The sequence below is a fragment of the Streptomyces sp. NPDC126497 genome (genome assembly GCF_040302425.1).
Lineage (GTDB): Bacteria > Actinomycetota > Actinomycetes > Streptomycetales > Streptomycetaceae > Streptomyces.
On record NZ_JBEORT010000073.1, the window covers coordinates 20,916 to 34,993 of the forward strand.

Sequence of the window (14,078 nt, forward strand, 5' to 3'; positions counted from 1 at the left end):
GTCCGCGGAAGGAACGCCCATGAACACCCACGACGCCGGACCGGCGGGCGGCACGCCGACGGCGAGCCCGGAGTACCGCATCGCCCACCTCCAGGACCGTCTGGCCTCCGGCGAGCTCGGCGAACTCGGTGTGCGCGTCGAGGTCCGCGGCGGGTCCGTGCTGGTCACCGGGACCGTCCCCTCGGCCCACTGCCGTGAGGAGGTCCTCGGCACGGTGCGCGGGGAGCTCACCGGGCTCGAGGTGCACTGCGACATCGTGGTCAGCGAGACCGCGTCGCCCGACCACGCGGAGGAGCTGTCATGATCCGGATCGCCGCCGTCGGCGACATCCACATGGGGCCCGACACCCGGGGCACGCTGCGTCCCGCCTTCGACACCCTGCCCGCCTGCGCCGACCTGCTGCTGCTGGCCGGGGACCTCACCCGGCACGGCACCGTCGAGGAGGCCCGCGTGGTCGCCGACGAGATCCGGGACCTGGGCGTCCCCGTGGTCGCCGTGCTGGGCAACCACGACCACCACGACGACCGGCAGGACGAGGTCACGGCCGTCCTGCGGGACGCCGGCGCCCATGTCCTGGAGGGGGAGGCGGCCGTGGTGCGGGTCGGCGGCGCGCGCGTCGGGGTGGCCGGCACCAAGGGGTTCGGCGGCGGGTTCGTCGGGGCGAGCGCCGGGGAGTTCGGCGAACCGGTGATGAAGGAGTTCGTCCGGGTCTCCCGCCGGTGCGCCGACGGGCTGCGGGCCTCGCTGGAGAAGCTGGGGCAGGAGGACTGCGACGTCCGGATCGCCCTCACCCACTACTCCCCCGTGCCGGAGACCCTGGCCGGGGAGCCGCTGGAGATCTACCCGTTCCTGGGCAGTTACCTGCTGGCCGAGGCGATCGACACGGCCGGCGCCGACCTCGCCGTGCACGGACACGCGCACGCCGGCAGCGAGCACGGCATGACGACGGGCGGCGTGAAGGTGCGCAACGTCGCCCAGCCGGTCATCGGCCGCGCCTTCCACGTCTACCACCTGCCGGTCCGCGACCGCGTGGGCGCCGGCACGGGAACGGCGACCGCCTAGCCCACCGCCCCACCACTCGGCGCCGCCGGTCTCGTCCGGCGGCGCTTCTCCCTGTCCGGGCCGGGGCCGCGTGCGGCCGCCCGTGTGAACACCCCGCGCGGCGCGTCCACTTCACGCATTTTGTCGGTTTAGCATGCAGGCTCCGTGTCCCGTGGCCCCTGTCGCCACGCACGAGCCCGGGGCACGGTCGCGCCCGCCCGCGTCTCCGCCGGTCCCGCGCCTTCCGTCCATCCGCCCGCCCGTACGAGAGGACACCCGATGGCGCTGCCGGGCCGTACCGGACCGTCGTCCGAGCCCGCCCCCACCCCGCACGACGCCGCACCGCGCGCCGCCGCACGGCATCCGGCCCGCCGTCGTTTCCTGACCGTCACCGCCGCGGCCGCCGCCCTCGCCTTCACCACCAACCTGCCCGCGCGCGGCGCCTTCGCCGCGCCCCGGCTCGACGCGGCCCGCATCACCGAGGACCCGTTCACGCTCGGCGTCGCCTCCGGGGACCCGCTGCCCGACTCGGTGCTGATCTGGACCCGGCTGGCCCCGGCCCCCTTCGAACCGGACGGAGGGCTCGGGCAGCAGCGGGTGGAGGTCTCCTGGGAAGTGGCGCTCGACGAGTCCTTCGTCCTGGTCGTGCGGCGGGGCACCGCCCTCGCGTATCCCGAGTACGCACACAGCGTGCGCGTCGACGTGAAGGGCCTGGAAGCGGACGGCCACTACTACTACCGGTTCCGCACGGGCGCCTGGATCAGCCCCACCGGCCGCACCCGTACCGCTCCCCCGGCCGGCGCCGGCACCGCGGGCCTGAGACTGGCGGCGGTCGCCTGCCAGGCGTACCACGACGGCTACTACACGGTCCACCGGCACCTCGCGCAGGAGGACGTCGACGTGGTGTTCCACCTCGGCGACTACCTGTACGAGTACGCCGTGAACTCCGCGGGCGGCGCTCGCGACTACACCGACGTCGTACTGCCGGCCGTGTTCAACCGCGAGGCGACGACCCTGGCGGACTACCGGATGCGCTACGCGCTCTACAAGAGCGACCCCGACCTGCGGGCCGCCCACGCCGCGCACCCGTTCGTCGTCACCTGGGACGACCACGAGACCGAGAACAACTACGCGGGCGCGATCGACGAGAACGGCAGCGACCCGGCGCTCTTCCTGCCCCGCCGCGCCGCCGCCTACCGCGCCTACTGGGAGAACCAGCCGCTGCGCGCCGACCAGCTCCCCGAGGGCCCCGACGCCCGGCTGTTCCGCCGGCTGCACTGGGGCACCCTCGCCCAGTTCGACGTCCTCGACACCCGCCAGTACCGCTCGGACCAGGCCTACGGCGACACCCCGCACGTGCCCGGGCCGGAGTCGGACGATCCGGCGCGCACCCTCACCGGGGACGCCCAGGAGCGCTGGCTGCTCGACGGGTGGGCCGCGTCGACGGCGCTGTGGAACGTGATGCCCCAGCAGGTGTGCTTCTCCCAGCGCAAGCTGGACCTGAACGCCGAGGCGAAGCTCTCCATGGACGCCTGGGACGGCTACCGCGCCGCCCGCGGCCGTCTGGCCGCGGGCGCGAAGGCGGCCGGGGTCGGCAACTGGCTGGTCCTCACCGGTGACGTCCACGTCGCGTACGCCTTCGACATCAAGGACGACTTCGACGATCCCGGCTCCGCCACCCTGGGCACGGAGCTGACCTGCACCTCCGTCACCAGTGGCCGCGACGGTGTGGAGCACCCGGCCAACCGGGACACCTACCTGCGGGCCAACCCGCACCTGAGGTTCTACGACGGCCGGCGCGGCTACGTGCGCGTCGAGCTGGGCCGGGAGAACGCGCGGGCCGACTTCCGCGTCGTGCCGGTCGTGACGTCGCCGGGCGCCGCCGTCTCCACCGCCGCCTCCTTCGTCACCGAGGCGGGCTCGCCCGGTCTGACGCCGGTCTGACCCGTCCGGGTGACCGCCGGCGCACGCCGGTACTCCACCCTGGTCCGTTCGGGTCACCGATGCGGTGAATCCGGCGTGTCCCGGCATCGTGCCAGGTGGCACGGGCAAGGTCTGAGTCGCCTCCGCAGCTCCGCCACCATCGAAGGAGACGTACCGAATGGTCCTCAGACACGCCCGGGCCGCGCGCCGGTCGGCGTTCACGGCGCTCTGCGCCCTCGTCCTCGCCGGCCTCCCCTGCGTCGCGGCGGCCGACGCCACACCCGCGGCGGGGCCGACGCCCGGCGCCGCCCAGACCCTGGGCGCCGACCGGCCGTCGCCCCACCTGCTCGCCGCCCTCCGGCGCGACCTGAAGCTGGACGAGGCCCAGGCCTCCGAGCGGCTGGTCAACGAGGCCGAGGCGGGTTCCCGGGCGGGCCGGCTGCGCATCGCGCTCGGTGACCGGTTCGCCGGTGCCTGGGTGCGCGGCAGAACGGCCGAGGAGCTCACGGTCGCGACCACCGACGCCAAGGACGTGCCGGCCATCGAGGCCCAGGGCGCCACGGCCAAGGTGGTCCGGCGGACGCTGGCCGACCTGGAGGCGGCCAAGGCGAAGCTGGACGCGGCGGCCGAGCGCGTCAAGACCCTCGACACGCCCGTCTGGTACGTCGACGTACCGGACAACCGGGTCATGGTGCAGGCGACGAGTCAGGAGGCCGGCAACGCCTTCGTCGAGGCCGCGGGGCTCGAGGGCGCGGACGTCGGCATCCGGATGTCGACGGCACGGCCGCGGCTGCTGCAGGACATCACCGGCGGCGACGCCTTCTACATCGACGGCTCCGCGCGCTGCTCGGTCGGCTTCTCCGTCACCCGGGGCGAGCAGCCGGGCTTCGTCACCGCCGGTCACTGCGGCAGGGCCGGTGCGACCACGACCGGGTACGACCGCACCGCGCAGGGCACCTTCCGGGCCTCGGTCTTCCCCGGCGAGGACATGGCGTGGGTGGCGACCGACGCCCAGTGGACGCCCACGCCCGACGTCAGGGCGCAGGACGGCCAGGAGGTGCAGGTCACCGGTTCGGCGCAGGCGCTCGTCGGGGCGTCGGTGTGCCGTTCCGGTTCCACCACCGGATGGCACTGCGGGACCATCGAGCAGCACGACACCAGCGTCAGCTACCCCGAGGGCACGGTCGACGGGCTGACCCGGACGACGGTGTGCGCCGAGCCGGGCGACTCCGGCGGGCCGTACGTCACGGGCGCGCAGGCGCAGGGGGTCACCTCCGGCGGGTCCGGTGACTGCGCCGGCGGCGGTACGACGTTCTACCAGCCGGTCAACCCGATCCTCGGCGACTTCGGGCTCACCCTGACCACCGCCGCCGCGCAGACCGCGCCGGTCCCGCAGGAGGACGGCGCGCAGGCGTGGACGGCGGGCCGGGTCTACGAGGTGGGCGCCACGGTGACCCGCGACGGTGTGACGTACCGGTGCCTGCAGACCCACCAGGCGCAGGGCGCGTGGGCGCCCGCCGGTGCTCCGGCGCTGTGGCAGCGGCTGTGACGGCATGACCGTACGGCGCCGGCCCCGTGCCGGCGCCGTTTCCGGGCGCGGCCGTCACGGCTCCGCTTCCGCGAGCAGGGCGTACGCCGTGGCCACGAACGGGTCGCGGGCGCGGAAGCGGCGGGTGCAGACCGCGGCCAGGGCGGTTCCGGTGTCGGGCCGGAAGCCGAGGAAGGCCTGCTGGCCGGGGGTGGCCCCGCTGTGGAAGTACAGGGGGCCGCCGTCCGTCGGGTGCCGGAACCAGGTGACGGTGTGCACGTGCCGGTGCCCGAGTCCGCGGCGGAGCACGGGGGTGCGTACGGCGTGCAGCGCGCCGGCGAGGTCGGGGGCGCGGGCCGGGTCGAGATGGGCCTCGAGGAAGGTGAGCAGGTCGTGCGGGGTGGCCCGGACGGCGCCGGCCGCCTGGAAGCCGCCCGCGTCGAAGGCGGGGACGACTGTCCCGCCGTCCTTGCCGTGCCCGGTGGCGTCGGGTCCGCCGGGGTCCGCCCGCAGGGCCGTGTCGCCGAGGCCGAGGGGCTGGAGCAGCTGGCCCGTGATCAGGTCCGGCCACGGGGTGCCGGTGGCGGCGGCCAGGGCGTGGCCGAGCACGGCGACACCGAAGTTGGAGTAGCGCCAGCGGGTGCCGGGCCGGTACCGGGGACGGTGGCGCAGGAAGGCGTCGACGACGCGTGCGTCGGGGTAGCGGGCGTAGGGGTTGGTGCGCCGGGCGGGCAGGGCACGGGCGTAGAAGTCGGCCGGGAGACGGGGCAGTCCGGAGGTGTGGGTGATCAGGTGGACGAGTGTCGCCGGCGCCGGTCCGGCGGGCCGGCCGCCGTCCAGCAGGGTCCGGGCCGGTTCGCCGCCGGAGAGCCGGCCGCTGTCCGTCAGGCGGGCCAGCAGCAGTCCGGTGAACGTCTTGGAGGCCGAGCCGATCTCGTAGCGGAGGGTGTCGCGCGGGTGCTCCGGGGGCGGGGCGGTGCCGCCGGTGCGTACGGTGCGGCGGCCGTGCCGGGACACGGCGAAGACGGCGTCGGGCGCGTCGGCCGCGGCGACGGCGTCGCCGAGCCGTTCGTACAGGCGCTCGTCGGCGCGGGACTCCGCCCGGTGGGCGGGGGTCCCGTCGTCGGGCGGAAGGCCCGGCCAGGGCGTGCGGTACGTCGTCGTCATGAGGCGCGGGCCAGTTCGGTGAGGGCGCGGGAGGTCGCCAGGACGGAGGCGAAGGCGGCGACCAGCGTCGAGTGGTAGACGATGTCGAACACGTCCTGTTCGTCGCCCTCGGGCATCGTCCGGATCGCGGGCATGGCGCCGTCCGGCCGCTGGGCGGCGGCGAAGGCCCGCCAGGCGGGCTCGTCCAGGGTGGGGCGGGGCAGGCAGGCGTCGACCACGAGGAGTTCGCCGAGCAGGTCCCAGCGTTCGAGGTCCAGCCAGTCGTCGATCCAGGCGGGCAGCCAGGTGGTGAGGTAGTCGGCGAGGTCCGGGGGCAGCGCGCCGGGGTTCTCCCCCCAGTCGGTCAGGTGGAACACGCAGTGGGTGATGTCGTAGGCGGTGTGGCCCTCGACGGTCCAGGGTTCGGGGGTGCGGGCCAGCCAGGTGGGGCGCAGGGCCTCGGCTTCCGGGGGGCGGGGGGTGAGTCCGAAGCGGCGCTGGAACGCACAGAGGGCGAGCCGCCGGGTGGGGGGCGTCTCGTAGGCCTGCCAGCTGTCGAGGCGGTGATTGAGTGCGACGGCGCGTTCCAATTCGGGTTGGGCGTAACCGAGTTCGCGGAACGGCAGGTACACCTCGAACGGGATGGGGGAGAGCGGTTCGGTGCGCTGTCCGCGCACCAGCATGGCGCCTCCGTCCAGGGTGTCGCGCCAGGCGTGGTCGAGGAGTTGCCGGGCGAGCCGCGCCTGGCGGGAGCCCGCGACGCCCTCGCGGAACAGCACCTTGCAGATCAGGGCGAGTTCACCGACGGGTTTGAAGCGCTCCAGGAAGCCCACCTCGGGGTCGGCGTCGGGCTCCAGCCGGAAGCCGTCGCGGTGGGCCCAGAGCCATTCCAGGGCGCCGGCTCCGACGGTGTGGATCAGGCGGGTGTCGGTCATGCCGGGGCTCCTTGCCGGCCGTGCCGGGTTCCGGCGCCGGCGGGTGCGCCGGCCGGGCGTGCGGTGGTGAGTACGGCCGCGAAGGCGGCCAGGAGGGTGGAGTGGTAGTGGGTGGCGAAGTACCTCTCGGGGTCGCGGGTTTCGCCGTCGGCGGTGTCGCGGCCCTCCTCCCGGATCGCGCCCGAGGGGTCCCGCGCCGCCGCCAGGCGCTGCCAGGCGTCCGGCGGGACGACGTCGTCGAGGGGGCGGGGCAGGGTCGCGGCCGCGGCCAGCAACTCGCTGCTCAGGTCCCACATCCCGGCGTCCAGGCAGGTGTCCAGCCAGGGTGGGAGCCAGTCGGCCAGGTAGTCGGCGAGGTCGGGTGGCAGAGCGTCGTCGGCGCGGCCCCAGTCGGTGAGGTGGAAGACGACGTGGGTGAGGGCGTATCCGGCGGCGCGTTCGAAGGTCCAGGGTTCGGGCAGGCCCCCGAGCCAGGTGCGCGGCAGCAGGGCCGGGACCGGTTCGGGCCGGTGGATGCCGCAGCGCTCCTCGGCCTTCAGGACGCCGAGGCGCCGGGTCGGGTCCTGCTCGGTGAGCCGCCAGCCCCGGGTGCGGGCGGCCACGGCGGCCGCCTCCTCGTAGGCGGGGTGGCGGAACCCTGCCGAGGCGAAGGCCGCGTACACCTCCAACGGGTAGGTGGCGAACGGCTCGAGGCGTTGCAGCAGCGAGAACGTCCCGCCCTCGCGCGTCTGCCGCCAGGCGAACTCCAGCAGTTCGCCCGCCCGGGCGTGCAGCGGGTCGGTGGGGACGGTGCGGTGGACCACGGTCGCGCAGACCTGGGCGAGTTCGCCGAGCGGCTTCCAGGTGCCGTCGACCCGGCCGTCGGCCGCCAGCGCGTCCTCGCCGAGCGCGAAGCGGGCACGGTGGGCGGCCACCCAGGCGAGGGCGTCCTCGGCGACCCGTCGGATGTCCCGGGCGCCGGGCGCGGTCACCCGCGTGCTCCGGCCCGCGCCAGCCGCGCCGCCTGGACGTGGAGGGCGACCTGCGGATCCTGTCCGCCCATCAACTCCACGAAGTCCAGGCCGGATGCGAGGCCGAGGGTGTCCGGAACGCCGGGCAGCAGGGTCAGCCAGCGGCCGGCTCCGGCGGCCTGCCGCCAGTCCCGGCGGCGCACCGCCCGGACGAATCCGCGGGCCACGTCCACGGGGCGGCGCGCGGCCGCGCGGCGCACCGCGCAGTCCTCACCGGGCAGGGCGAGCGGGGCCAGTACGGCGAGTTGATGGGTGAGGGTCTGCCAGCCCGCCCCGTCGAGCCAGCCGGTGCCCGGCTCGTCCGGCGGCCCGGAGGAGGAGGGGTCGATCCGCCGCAGTGCGCGCGCCATGCCCCAGTGGCTCCAGCGGACGGTGGGCGCGGCGTCCGCGCGGGGCGGGTACGCCTCGACCGCCTTGCGGAACACGGCCACTTCCGCCGGATCGGGCGGGGTGGCCAGCAGGAGGCCCGGCAACATCGCGTCCGCGCCCAGTACCCGTACGGCGGCGAGCGCGAGGTCCCCCGCTTCCCCGTCGGCCCCCGCCGGGAGGACCGCGCGGACGCGGTCCCCGCCCCGGAGGGCGGAGACCACGCCGGAGGCGAGGTCCTGCACCGCGGCCTGCAAGCGGGTCGAAGTGCCTGACTGCTCCATGTCGTCTGCTCCCGTCGATCCCGTTCAGCCCTTCTTCGGGCGCGGGGTCGGCGGCGACAGCAGAGCCGCGCCACCGCCGACGACGAGGGCCAGGGCAGCGCACTCACGGCTGTCGCGGTACACCCCGTCGGTCTCGGCCGGGTCGAGCGCCGCCTCGATGTCGGTGCTCTGGATAACGGTGAGTTCCTCGATGACTTCGTCGGGACGCATGACACCATCTCCCTGAGATGTAGCGATTACCTTCCCCAACAGACTCACCCATATCGGACAAACCACGCCACTTTTCCCGAACTTACTTTCGTCACTTCTTCAACAGGCCGGGGCGCAAGGGCGTCACGAGGAGACGGCGGGCGGACGCACCCCGGACAGGAGCACGCCGCTGTGCGGGCGGGTCGGGACCCGGTTCAGCGGGATCGCGAGGTTCTGCTCCGGCACCGTGTACTCCATCCGGGCGAGGCGCACCGCGAGCGCCTCCAGCACCCCGATGGTGATGCCCTCACCGGGACAGCGGTGGCCGGTGGCCGGGTCGCCGCCGCCCTGCGGGATCAGGCCGTCGCGCTCCACGGGCCGTTCGAGGAAGCGCCGCGGACGGAAGGCGTACGGATCGCCCCACAGCGACTCGTCGTGGTTCTGGCCGTACACGTCGAGCACCACCAGTCCTCCGGCCGGGATCCACTCGCCCCGCCAGTACAGGTCCCGGGCGGCCAGTCCCCCGAGGAACGGCACGAACGGGTAGAAGCGCCGCACCTCGTGGCCGAACGCGGCGGTGAACGGGACGTCCCCGTCCGCCAGGGGTGCGCGGTTCCCGGGCCACTTGTGCAGGGCGTGCGCGGTGAAGGCGACGAACCAGGCGACGGCGGTGGTCGGACGGACGACGTTGAGCAGTTCCACCGCGGCCGTCTTCTCGTCGAGCGGCCCGCCGTCCGCGTCGCGGTGCCGGCACACCAGGTCGAGGACCGAGCCCTCGGGGGCGGTGACCGTGCCGGACCGTACCTCCCGCACCAGCCGGCCCAGCCGGTCCTCCTGCCGGGCGCGGGCACGCCGGGCCCGCAGGTGGCGCGGTCCGGCGGTGGCGAAGCCGTCGACCATGGCGATCATGTCGCGGGCCGTCGCCTCGGCGCCTGCGCCGTCCAGGGGTATGCCGGCCCACCGGTGGACACCGGTGGTGAGCACCGTGCTCGCCTCGTCGAACAGCACGACCGAGCCGCGCCGGCCCCATACGGGGACGGCCTCGTCCCAGGCGGCGGTGACGTGCTCGGCGAGGCCGGCGATCCGGCCGGGCTCGAGCAGCGGCAGGAACAGGGACTTGCGGGCGCGGTGCGCGGCGCCGTCGAGGGTGTGCACCGCCTCGTGGCCGAACAGGGTGGCGAGCACGGGTTCGGGGATGGCCCGGTGCCGGTGCACGTTCCGCTCGTCGTAGAAGAACCGCACCGCGTCGGGGCCGCGCAGGGCCAGGGCGGGACGGCCCAGGATCCGGGTGCGGACCACGGGGCCGGAGGTGTCGCGCATCCGGTTGGGCAGCCAGGCGTAGCCCTCGGCCAGCAGCGGCAGGGTGCGGTCGATCAAAGGGCGACTGAGTACGTCCATGACCGTCGGGTGCCCCGGGGGGATTGCGGAACACTCCGGGTGGGAGCGCCCGCCCGGATGTGGCCGAGGCCACGTGCCGAGGGAGGTCGGGGTCATACCGGGACGGGCGGGGCGACGGCTAGCGTTCCGTGCGGTCCCCCCTCACCCCAGCAGCTCGGACGGCCCGGCAGTGCAAGCAGATCTCTCCCCGGTCATCGCGGCGACCGCGCAGTGGCTGACACGTTCCTTTCCCGCGCCCGGCGGGGCGATGGCGACCGCGCTGTGCGAGGTGCAGGCGCGGCAGGCGGTGACGGTCGCGGCACGGCTGCGGTACCCGACGGAGATGGACGCCGCCCTGGTCGGGCTGGCGGGGCCGGGGGGTTCCGGGCGGCTCGACTGGGTCACCGGGGCGGACGTGGCGGACGGGGACGAGGACTGGCGTACCTGGGTCGACGAGGTCGTGGCCAGCTGGGCGGTGTGCCTGCTGGCCGACGCGGGGCTGGCGGCGACGGCGGTGGACGCGGTCCGCGGGGGCGGGCCGGCGGCCGAGTTCCGGCGGCTGGTCTCACCCGACGAGGGGGACCGCCGGGCGGCGGTGCTGCTGCGGCATCCGGATCTGGTCGCCCCGGTGGCGGGTCTTCACCGGCCGGCGCTGCTCAGCCGGCTCGATCCGGACACCACCCTCGTGGGATGAGCCCGGCGGCCGCCCGCGGGGCGGACGCCGGTGACGTTCCGTCATTCACCCGAACGCAGTAGGTGGCCGCGCCGGGGACGGGGGGCGGGGCCAGGGTGGGGGCATGAGCACCGTCATATCGCGGAAGTGGGAGCACGTCGTCGTCACCGGCGGGGCCGGATTCGTCGGCTCCCACCTGTGCGGCGCCCTGCTCGACGCGGGCGCCGCCGTCACGTGCGTGGACGACCTCAGCACCGGCCGGCCGGAGAACACCGCCCCGCTGCTCGAACGGCCCGGGTTCACGCTGGTACGGGCCGACGTGGCGCGGGAGCTGCCGGTCGACCGGCCGCCCGACCTGGTGCTGCACTTCGCCTCCCCCGCCTCCCCCGCGGACTACCTGCGGCTGCCGCTGCACACCATGGAGACGGGCAGTCTCGGCACCCGCAACGCCCTGGAGCTCGCCCGGGAGTCCGGGGCCCGCTTCGTCCTCGCCTCGACCTCGGAGGTCTACGGCGACCCGCAGCAGAACCCGCAGGACGAACGGTACTGGGGCAACGTCAACCCGGTCGGCCCGCGCAGTGTGTACGACGAGGCGAAGCGCTTCGGGGAGGCGCTGACCACCGCCCACGCGGAGACCCACGGCACGGACACCTGCATCGTGCGGCTGTTCAACACCTACGGCCCGCGGATGCGCGGCCACGACGGCCGCGCCGTGCCGACCTTCGTCCGTCAGGCCCTCGCCGGGGAGCCCCTCACCGTGACCGGTGACGGCCTGCAGACCCGCTCGCTGTGCTACGTCGACGACACCGTCGCCGGCGTCCTCGCGGCGGCCGCCCACGGCATGCGGGGTCCCGTCAACATCGGCAACCCCGGGGAGATCACCATGCTCGCCCTGGCCCGCCTCGTGATCGCGCTCGTCGGTTCCCGCTCGGAGATCCGGTACGTCGAACGCCCGGTGGACGACCCGGCCGTGCGCTGCCCGGACATCACGCTGGCCCGCGACAAGCTCGGCTGGGAGCCCCTGGTCGGCCCCGAGGAAGGGCTGCGCCGCACGATCGACTGGTTCCGCTCCGAAGCCGGCCGCTGAGCGCGGCCGTCCCGGCCCAGGACACCGCGGCCCCACCCGGCCGCCCGATCCGCGAAAGGCCCGTCCGCCCATGCGCATCCTCGGCATCAACGCCCTCTTCCACGACCCCGCGGCCGCCCTGGTGATCGACGGGCGGATCGTCGCCGCCGCGGAGGAGGAACGGTTCTCCCGGCGCAAGCACGGCAAGCGCCCGCTGCCGTTCTCCGCCTGGGAGCTGCCCGAACGGGCCGCCGCCTGGTGCCTGAAGCGGGCCGGGCTGCGCCCCCAGGACCTCGACGCGGTCGCCTACTCCTTCGACCCCGCGCTGGCCCGCCCCGCCGACGCGATGGGCCTGGACGACCCCTGGGACCACCTGCGGCTGACCTACGCGCGGGAGGCCCCCGGCTTCCTGCGGACCGCGCTGCCCGGTCTGGACCCCGGCCTCGTCCGCTTCGTCCCGCACCACATGGCGCACGCCGCCTCCGGCGCCTTCGCCGCACCGGACGCCGGGGACTGTTCCGTCCTGGTGCTGGACGGCCGCGGCGAACGCGCCTCGCACCTCGCCGCCCGCCGGGTGGGCGCCCGGCTCGAGCCCCTGCGTGCGCAGGACCTCCCCCACTCGCTCGGCCTGGTCTACGAGGAACTCACCGAGCACCTCGGTTTCCTGCGCTCCTCCGACGAGTTCAAGGTGATGGCGCTCGCCTCCCACGGCACCCCCCGGATGCTGTCCGAACTGCGCCGGTACGTGTATCCGACCGGTGACGGCGGATTCCACGCCTCCGGTGTGCCCTGGCGGGAGCTGTGCGCGCCGCGCGGCCCGGACCAAGCGTGGACGCGGGACCACGCCGACGTCGCCGCGAGCGCGCAGGCCGTCCTGGAGGAGACCCTGCTGGACCTGGTGCGCTGGCTGCACGGCCGTACGCACCACGAGGTGCTCACCCTCGCCGGGGGCGTCGCCCTGAACTGCGTCGCCAACTCCCGCATCGCCCGCGAGGGCCCGTTCTCCCGGGTGTGGGTGCAGCCCGCGGCCGGGGACGCGGGGACCGCGCTGGGCGGCGCCCTGCTGCTGTCGGCCGGCGGCGGTGACGAGCCGGAGCCCATGACCGGCGCCGACCTCGGCCGGGACTGGTCCGACGCGGAGCTGGGGGCCTGGCTGAAGACGGCCGCCGTGCCCTTCGAGCGGCCGGCGGACATCGCCGCCACCGTGGCCCGGACGCTGGCGGACAACGGCATCGTCGCCTGGTTCCAGGGACGCAGCGAGTACGGCCCCCGGGCGCTCGGACACCGCTCGCTGCTGGCCCACCCCGGGCACGCGGGCAATCTGGAACGCCTCAACGACGTCAAGGGACGCGAGCAGTTCCGGCCGGTCGCGCCGATGGTGCTCGCCGAGCGGGCCGCCGGGATCTTCGACGGCCCGCTGCCCAGCCCGTACATGCTGTTCGTGCACGACGTGTCGCCCGCCTGGCGGGACCGCGTCCCGGCCGTGGTGCACGTCGACGGCACCGCCCGCATCCAGACGGTCGACCCGGCGCGCGAGCCCCTGGTGGCGCGCGTGCTGGGCGAGTTCGAGCGGCTGACCGGGCTGCCCGTGGTCGTCAACACCAGCCTCAACACGGCGGGCCGGCCGATGGTGGACGACCCGCGCGACGCCCTGGAGTGCTTCGGCTCCTCCCCCGTCGACCTCCTGGCCATCGGCCCGTACGCGATCCGGCGCGGCGATCTGTTCCGCTCCGCCGACGAGGGGGAAGGCGGGGTCCCGCGATGACCGGGTCCCCCGCTCCGAACGGCGCGTACGCCGTGGTGGTGCCGACGCTGGGCCGGCCCTGTCTGGGACGGTGCCTGCGGGCCCTCGCCGAGGCGGACGGGCCCGGGCCGGTACGGGTCGTGGTGGTCGACGACCGTCCGGACCCGGCCGGCACGCCCCTGACGGCCGCGGTCCCGCCGTCCCTGCGCTCCCGCACCCTCGTGGTGCCGGGCGGGGCGCGGGGGCCGGCCGCCGCCCGCAACACCGGGTGGCGGGCGGCCGGGGACGTGCCGTGGATCGTCTTCCTCGACGACGACGTGGTGCCCGGTCCCACCTGGGCCGACGACCTCGCGCTCGACCTCGCCGGGGCGAGCGTCGCGACCGCCGGGATCACCGCCCTGATCGAGGTGCCCCTGCCGCCCGACCGGCCGCCCACCGACTGGGAGCGGGGCACCGCCGGTCTCGCCCGGGCCCGCTGGATCACCGCCGACATGGCGTACCGCCGCCGGGCGCTGGAGGCCGTCGGCGGTTTCGACGAACGGTTCCGCAGGGCCTTCCGGGAGGACGCGGACCTGGCGCTGCGGGTGCTCGACGCCGGCTGGACCCTGTCCGAGGGCCGCCGCACCACCGCCCACCCGGTCCGGCCCGCCGGACGCTGGATCTCCGTCCGGCTCCAGGCCGGCAACGCCGACGACGTGCTGATGACCAGGCTGCACGGACACGGCTGGTGGCGGCGGGCAGGGGCGCCCCGGGGCCGTCTGCCGCTGCACCTGGCGGTGACCGCGGCGGGCCTGGC

At 75.2% G+C, this 14,078-nt stretch carries 14 protein-coding genes; 8 read left to right on the forward strand and 6 right to left on the reverse strand.

All coding sequences use genetic code 11. The annotated features are described in order from the left end of the window. Window positions 1-19 precede the first annotated feature (19 nt). The 4 genes from ABTY20_RS25600 to ABTY20_RS25615 all read left to right on the forward strand — a co-directional run bounded on the left by ABTY20_RS25600 (window position 20) and on the right by ABTY20_RS25615 (window position 4,513). The gene (locus ABTY20_RS25600) at window positions 20-304 is read left to right on the forward strand and encodes a BON domain-containing protein (protein WP_351999394.1); all 285 of its coding nucleotides are present in this window, start codon (window positions 20-22) and stop codon (window positions 302-304) included. Next, the gene (locus ABTY20_RS25605; protein ID WP_351999395.1) at window positions 301-1,062 is read left to right on the forward strand and encodes a metallophosphoesterase family protein; all 762 of its coding nucleotides are present in this window, start codon (window positions 301-303) and stop codon (window positions 1,060-1,062) included. Before ABTY20_RS25600 ends, ABTY20_RS25605 begins: the two co-directional genes overlap by 4 nt. A 258-nt stretch (window positions 1,063-1,320) precedes the next feature. Further along, window positions 1,321-2,985: an alkaline phosphatase D family protein gene (locus tag ABTY20_RS25610; RefSeq protein WP_351999396.1), complete on the forward strand. Its 1,665-nt coding sequence runs from the start codon at window positions 1,321-1,323 to the stop codon at window positions 2,983-2,985. A gap of 157 nt (window positions 2,986-3,142) precedes the next feature. Beyond that, a complete protein-coding gene (locus ABTY20_RS25615) occupies window positions 3,143-4,513 on the forward strand; it encodes a trypsin-like serine protease (protein WP_351999397.1) in 1,371 nt (456 codons plus the stop codon). Window positions 4,514-4,567: 54 nt separating this feature from the next. Here ABTY20_RS25615 and ABTY20_RS25620 read toward each other — a convergent pair whose 3' ends face one another. The 6 genes from ABTY20_RS25620 to ABTY20_RS25645 form a co-directional block, all read right to left on the reverse strand. After that, window positions 4,568-5,659 carry a serine hydrolase domain-containing protein gene (locus tag ABTY20_RS25620; protein ID WP_351999398.1) on the reverse strand — a complete coding sequence of 364 codons (1,092 nt, stop codon included), beginning with the start codon at window positions 5,657-5,659 and terminating at the stop codon, window positions 4,568-4,570. Beyond that, window positions 5,656-6,573, reverse strand: a complete 918-nt coding sequence (locus tag ABTY20_RS25625; protein WP_351999399.1) for a DUF6895 family protein — start codon at window positions 6,571-6,573, stop codon at window positions 5,656-5,658. The genes ABTY20_RS25620 and ABTY20_RS25625 overlap by 4 nt, the downstream gene beginning before the upstream one ends. Continuing rightward, window positions 6,570-7,544: a DUF6895 family protein gene (locus ABTY20_RS25630; protein ID WP_351999400.1), complete on the reverse strand. Its 975-nt coding sequence runs from the start codon at window positions 7,542-7,544 to the stop codon at window positions 6,570-6,572. Before ABTY20_RS25630 ends, ABTY20_RS25625 begins: the two co-directional genes overlap by 4 nt. Then, the gene (locus ABTY20_RS25635; RefSeq protein ID WP_351999401.1) at window positions 7,541-8,233 is read right to left on the reverse strand and encodes a hypothetical protein; all 693 of its coding nucleotides are present in this window, start codon (window positions 8,231-8,233) and stop codon (window positions 7,541-7,543) included. The genes ABTY20_RS25630 and ABTY20_RS25635 overlap by 4 nt, the downstream gene beginning before the upstream one ends. Before the next feature lie 24 nt (window positions 8,234-8,257). After that, window positions 8,258-8,443, reverse strand: coding sequence for a hypothetical protein (locus ABTY20_RS25640; RefSeq protein WP_351999402.1), 186 nt, complete (start codon window positions 8,441-8,443; stop codon window positions 8,258-8,260). Between the two features lie 123 nt (window positions 8,444-8,566). Continuing rightward, the gene (locus tag ABTY20_RS25645; RefSeq protein ID WP_351999403.1) at window positions 8,567-9,820 is read right to left on the reverse strand and encodes a cytochrome P450; all 1,254 of its coding nucleotides are present in this window, start codon (window positions 9,818-9,820) and stop codon (window positions 8,567-8,569) included. A gap of 169 nt (window positions 9,821-9,989) precedes the next feature. Between ABTY20_RS25645 and ABTY20_RS25650 the strand changes: the two genes are divergently transcribed. The 4 genes from ABTY20_RS25650 to ABTY20_RS25665 all read left to right on the forward strand — a co-directional run. After that, window positions 9,990-10,493: a hypothetical protein gene (locus ABTY20_RS25650; RefSeq protein WP_351999404.1), complete on the forward strand. Its 504-nt coding sequence runs from the start codon at window positions 9,990-9,992 to the stop codon at window positions 10,491-10,493. A gap of 103 nt (window positions 10,494-10,596) precedes the next feature. Further along, the gene (locus tag ABTY20_RS25655; RefSeq protein WP_351999405.1) at window positions 10,597-11,559 is read left to right on the forward strand and encodes an NAD-dependent epimerase/dehydratase family protein; all 963 of its coding nucleotides are present in this window, start codon (window positions 10,597-10,599) and stop codon (window positions 11,557-11,559) included. A 70-nt stretch (window positions 11,560-11,629) separates the two neighbouring features. Next, the gene (locus tag ABTY20_RS25660; protein WP_351999406.1) at window positions 11,630-13,303 is read left to right on the forward strand and encodes a carbamoyltransferase family protein; all 1,674 of its coding nucleotides are present in this window, start codon (window positions 11,630-11,632) and stop codon (window positions 13,301-13,303) included. Beyond that, the coding region (locus tag ABTY20_RS25665) for a glycosyltransferase family 2 protein (protein WP_351999407.1) at window positions 13,300-14,078 on the forward strand (779 nt) is incomplete at its 3' end. The genes ABTY20_RS25660 and ABTY20_RS25665, both read left to right, overlap by 4 nt.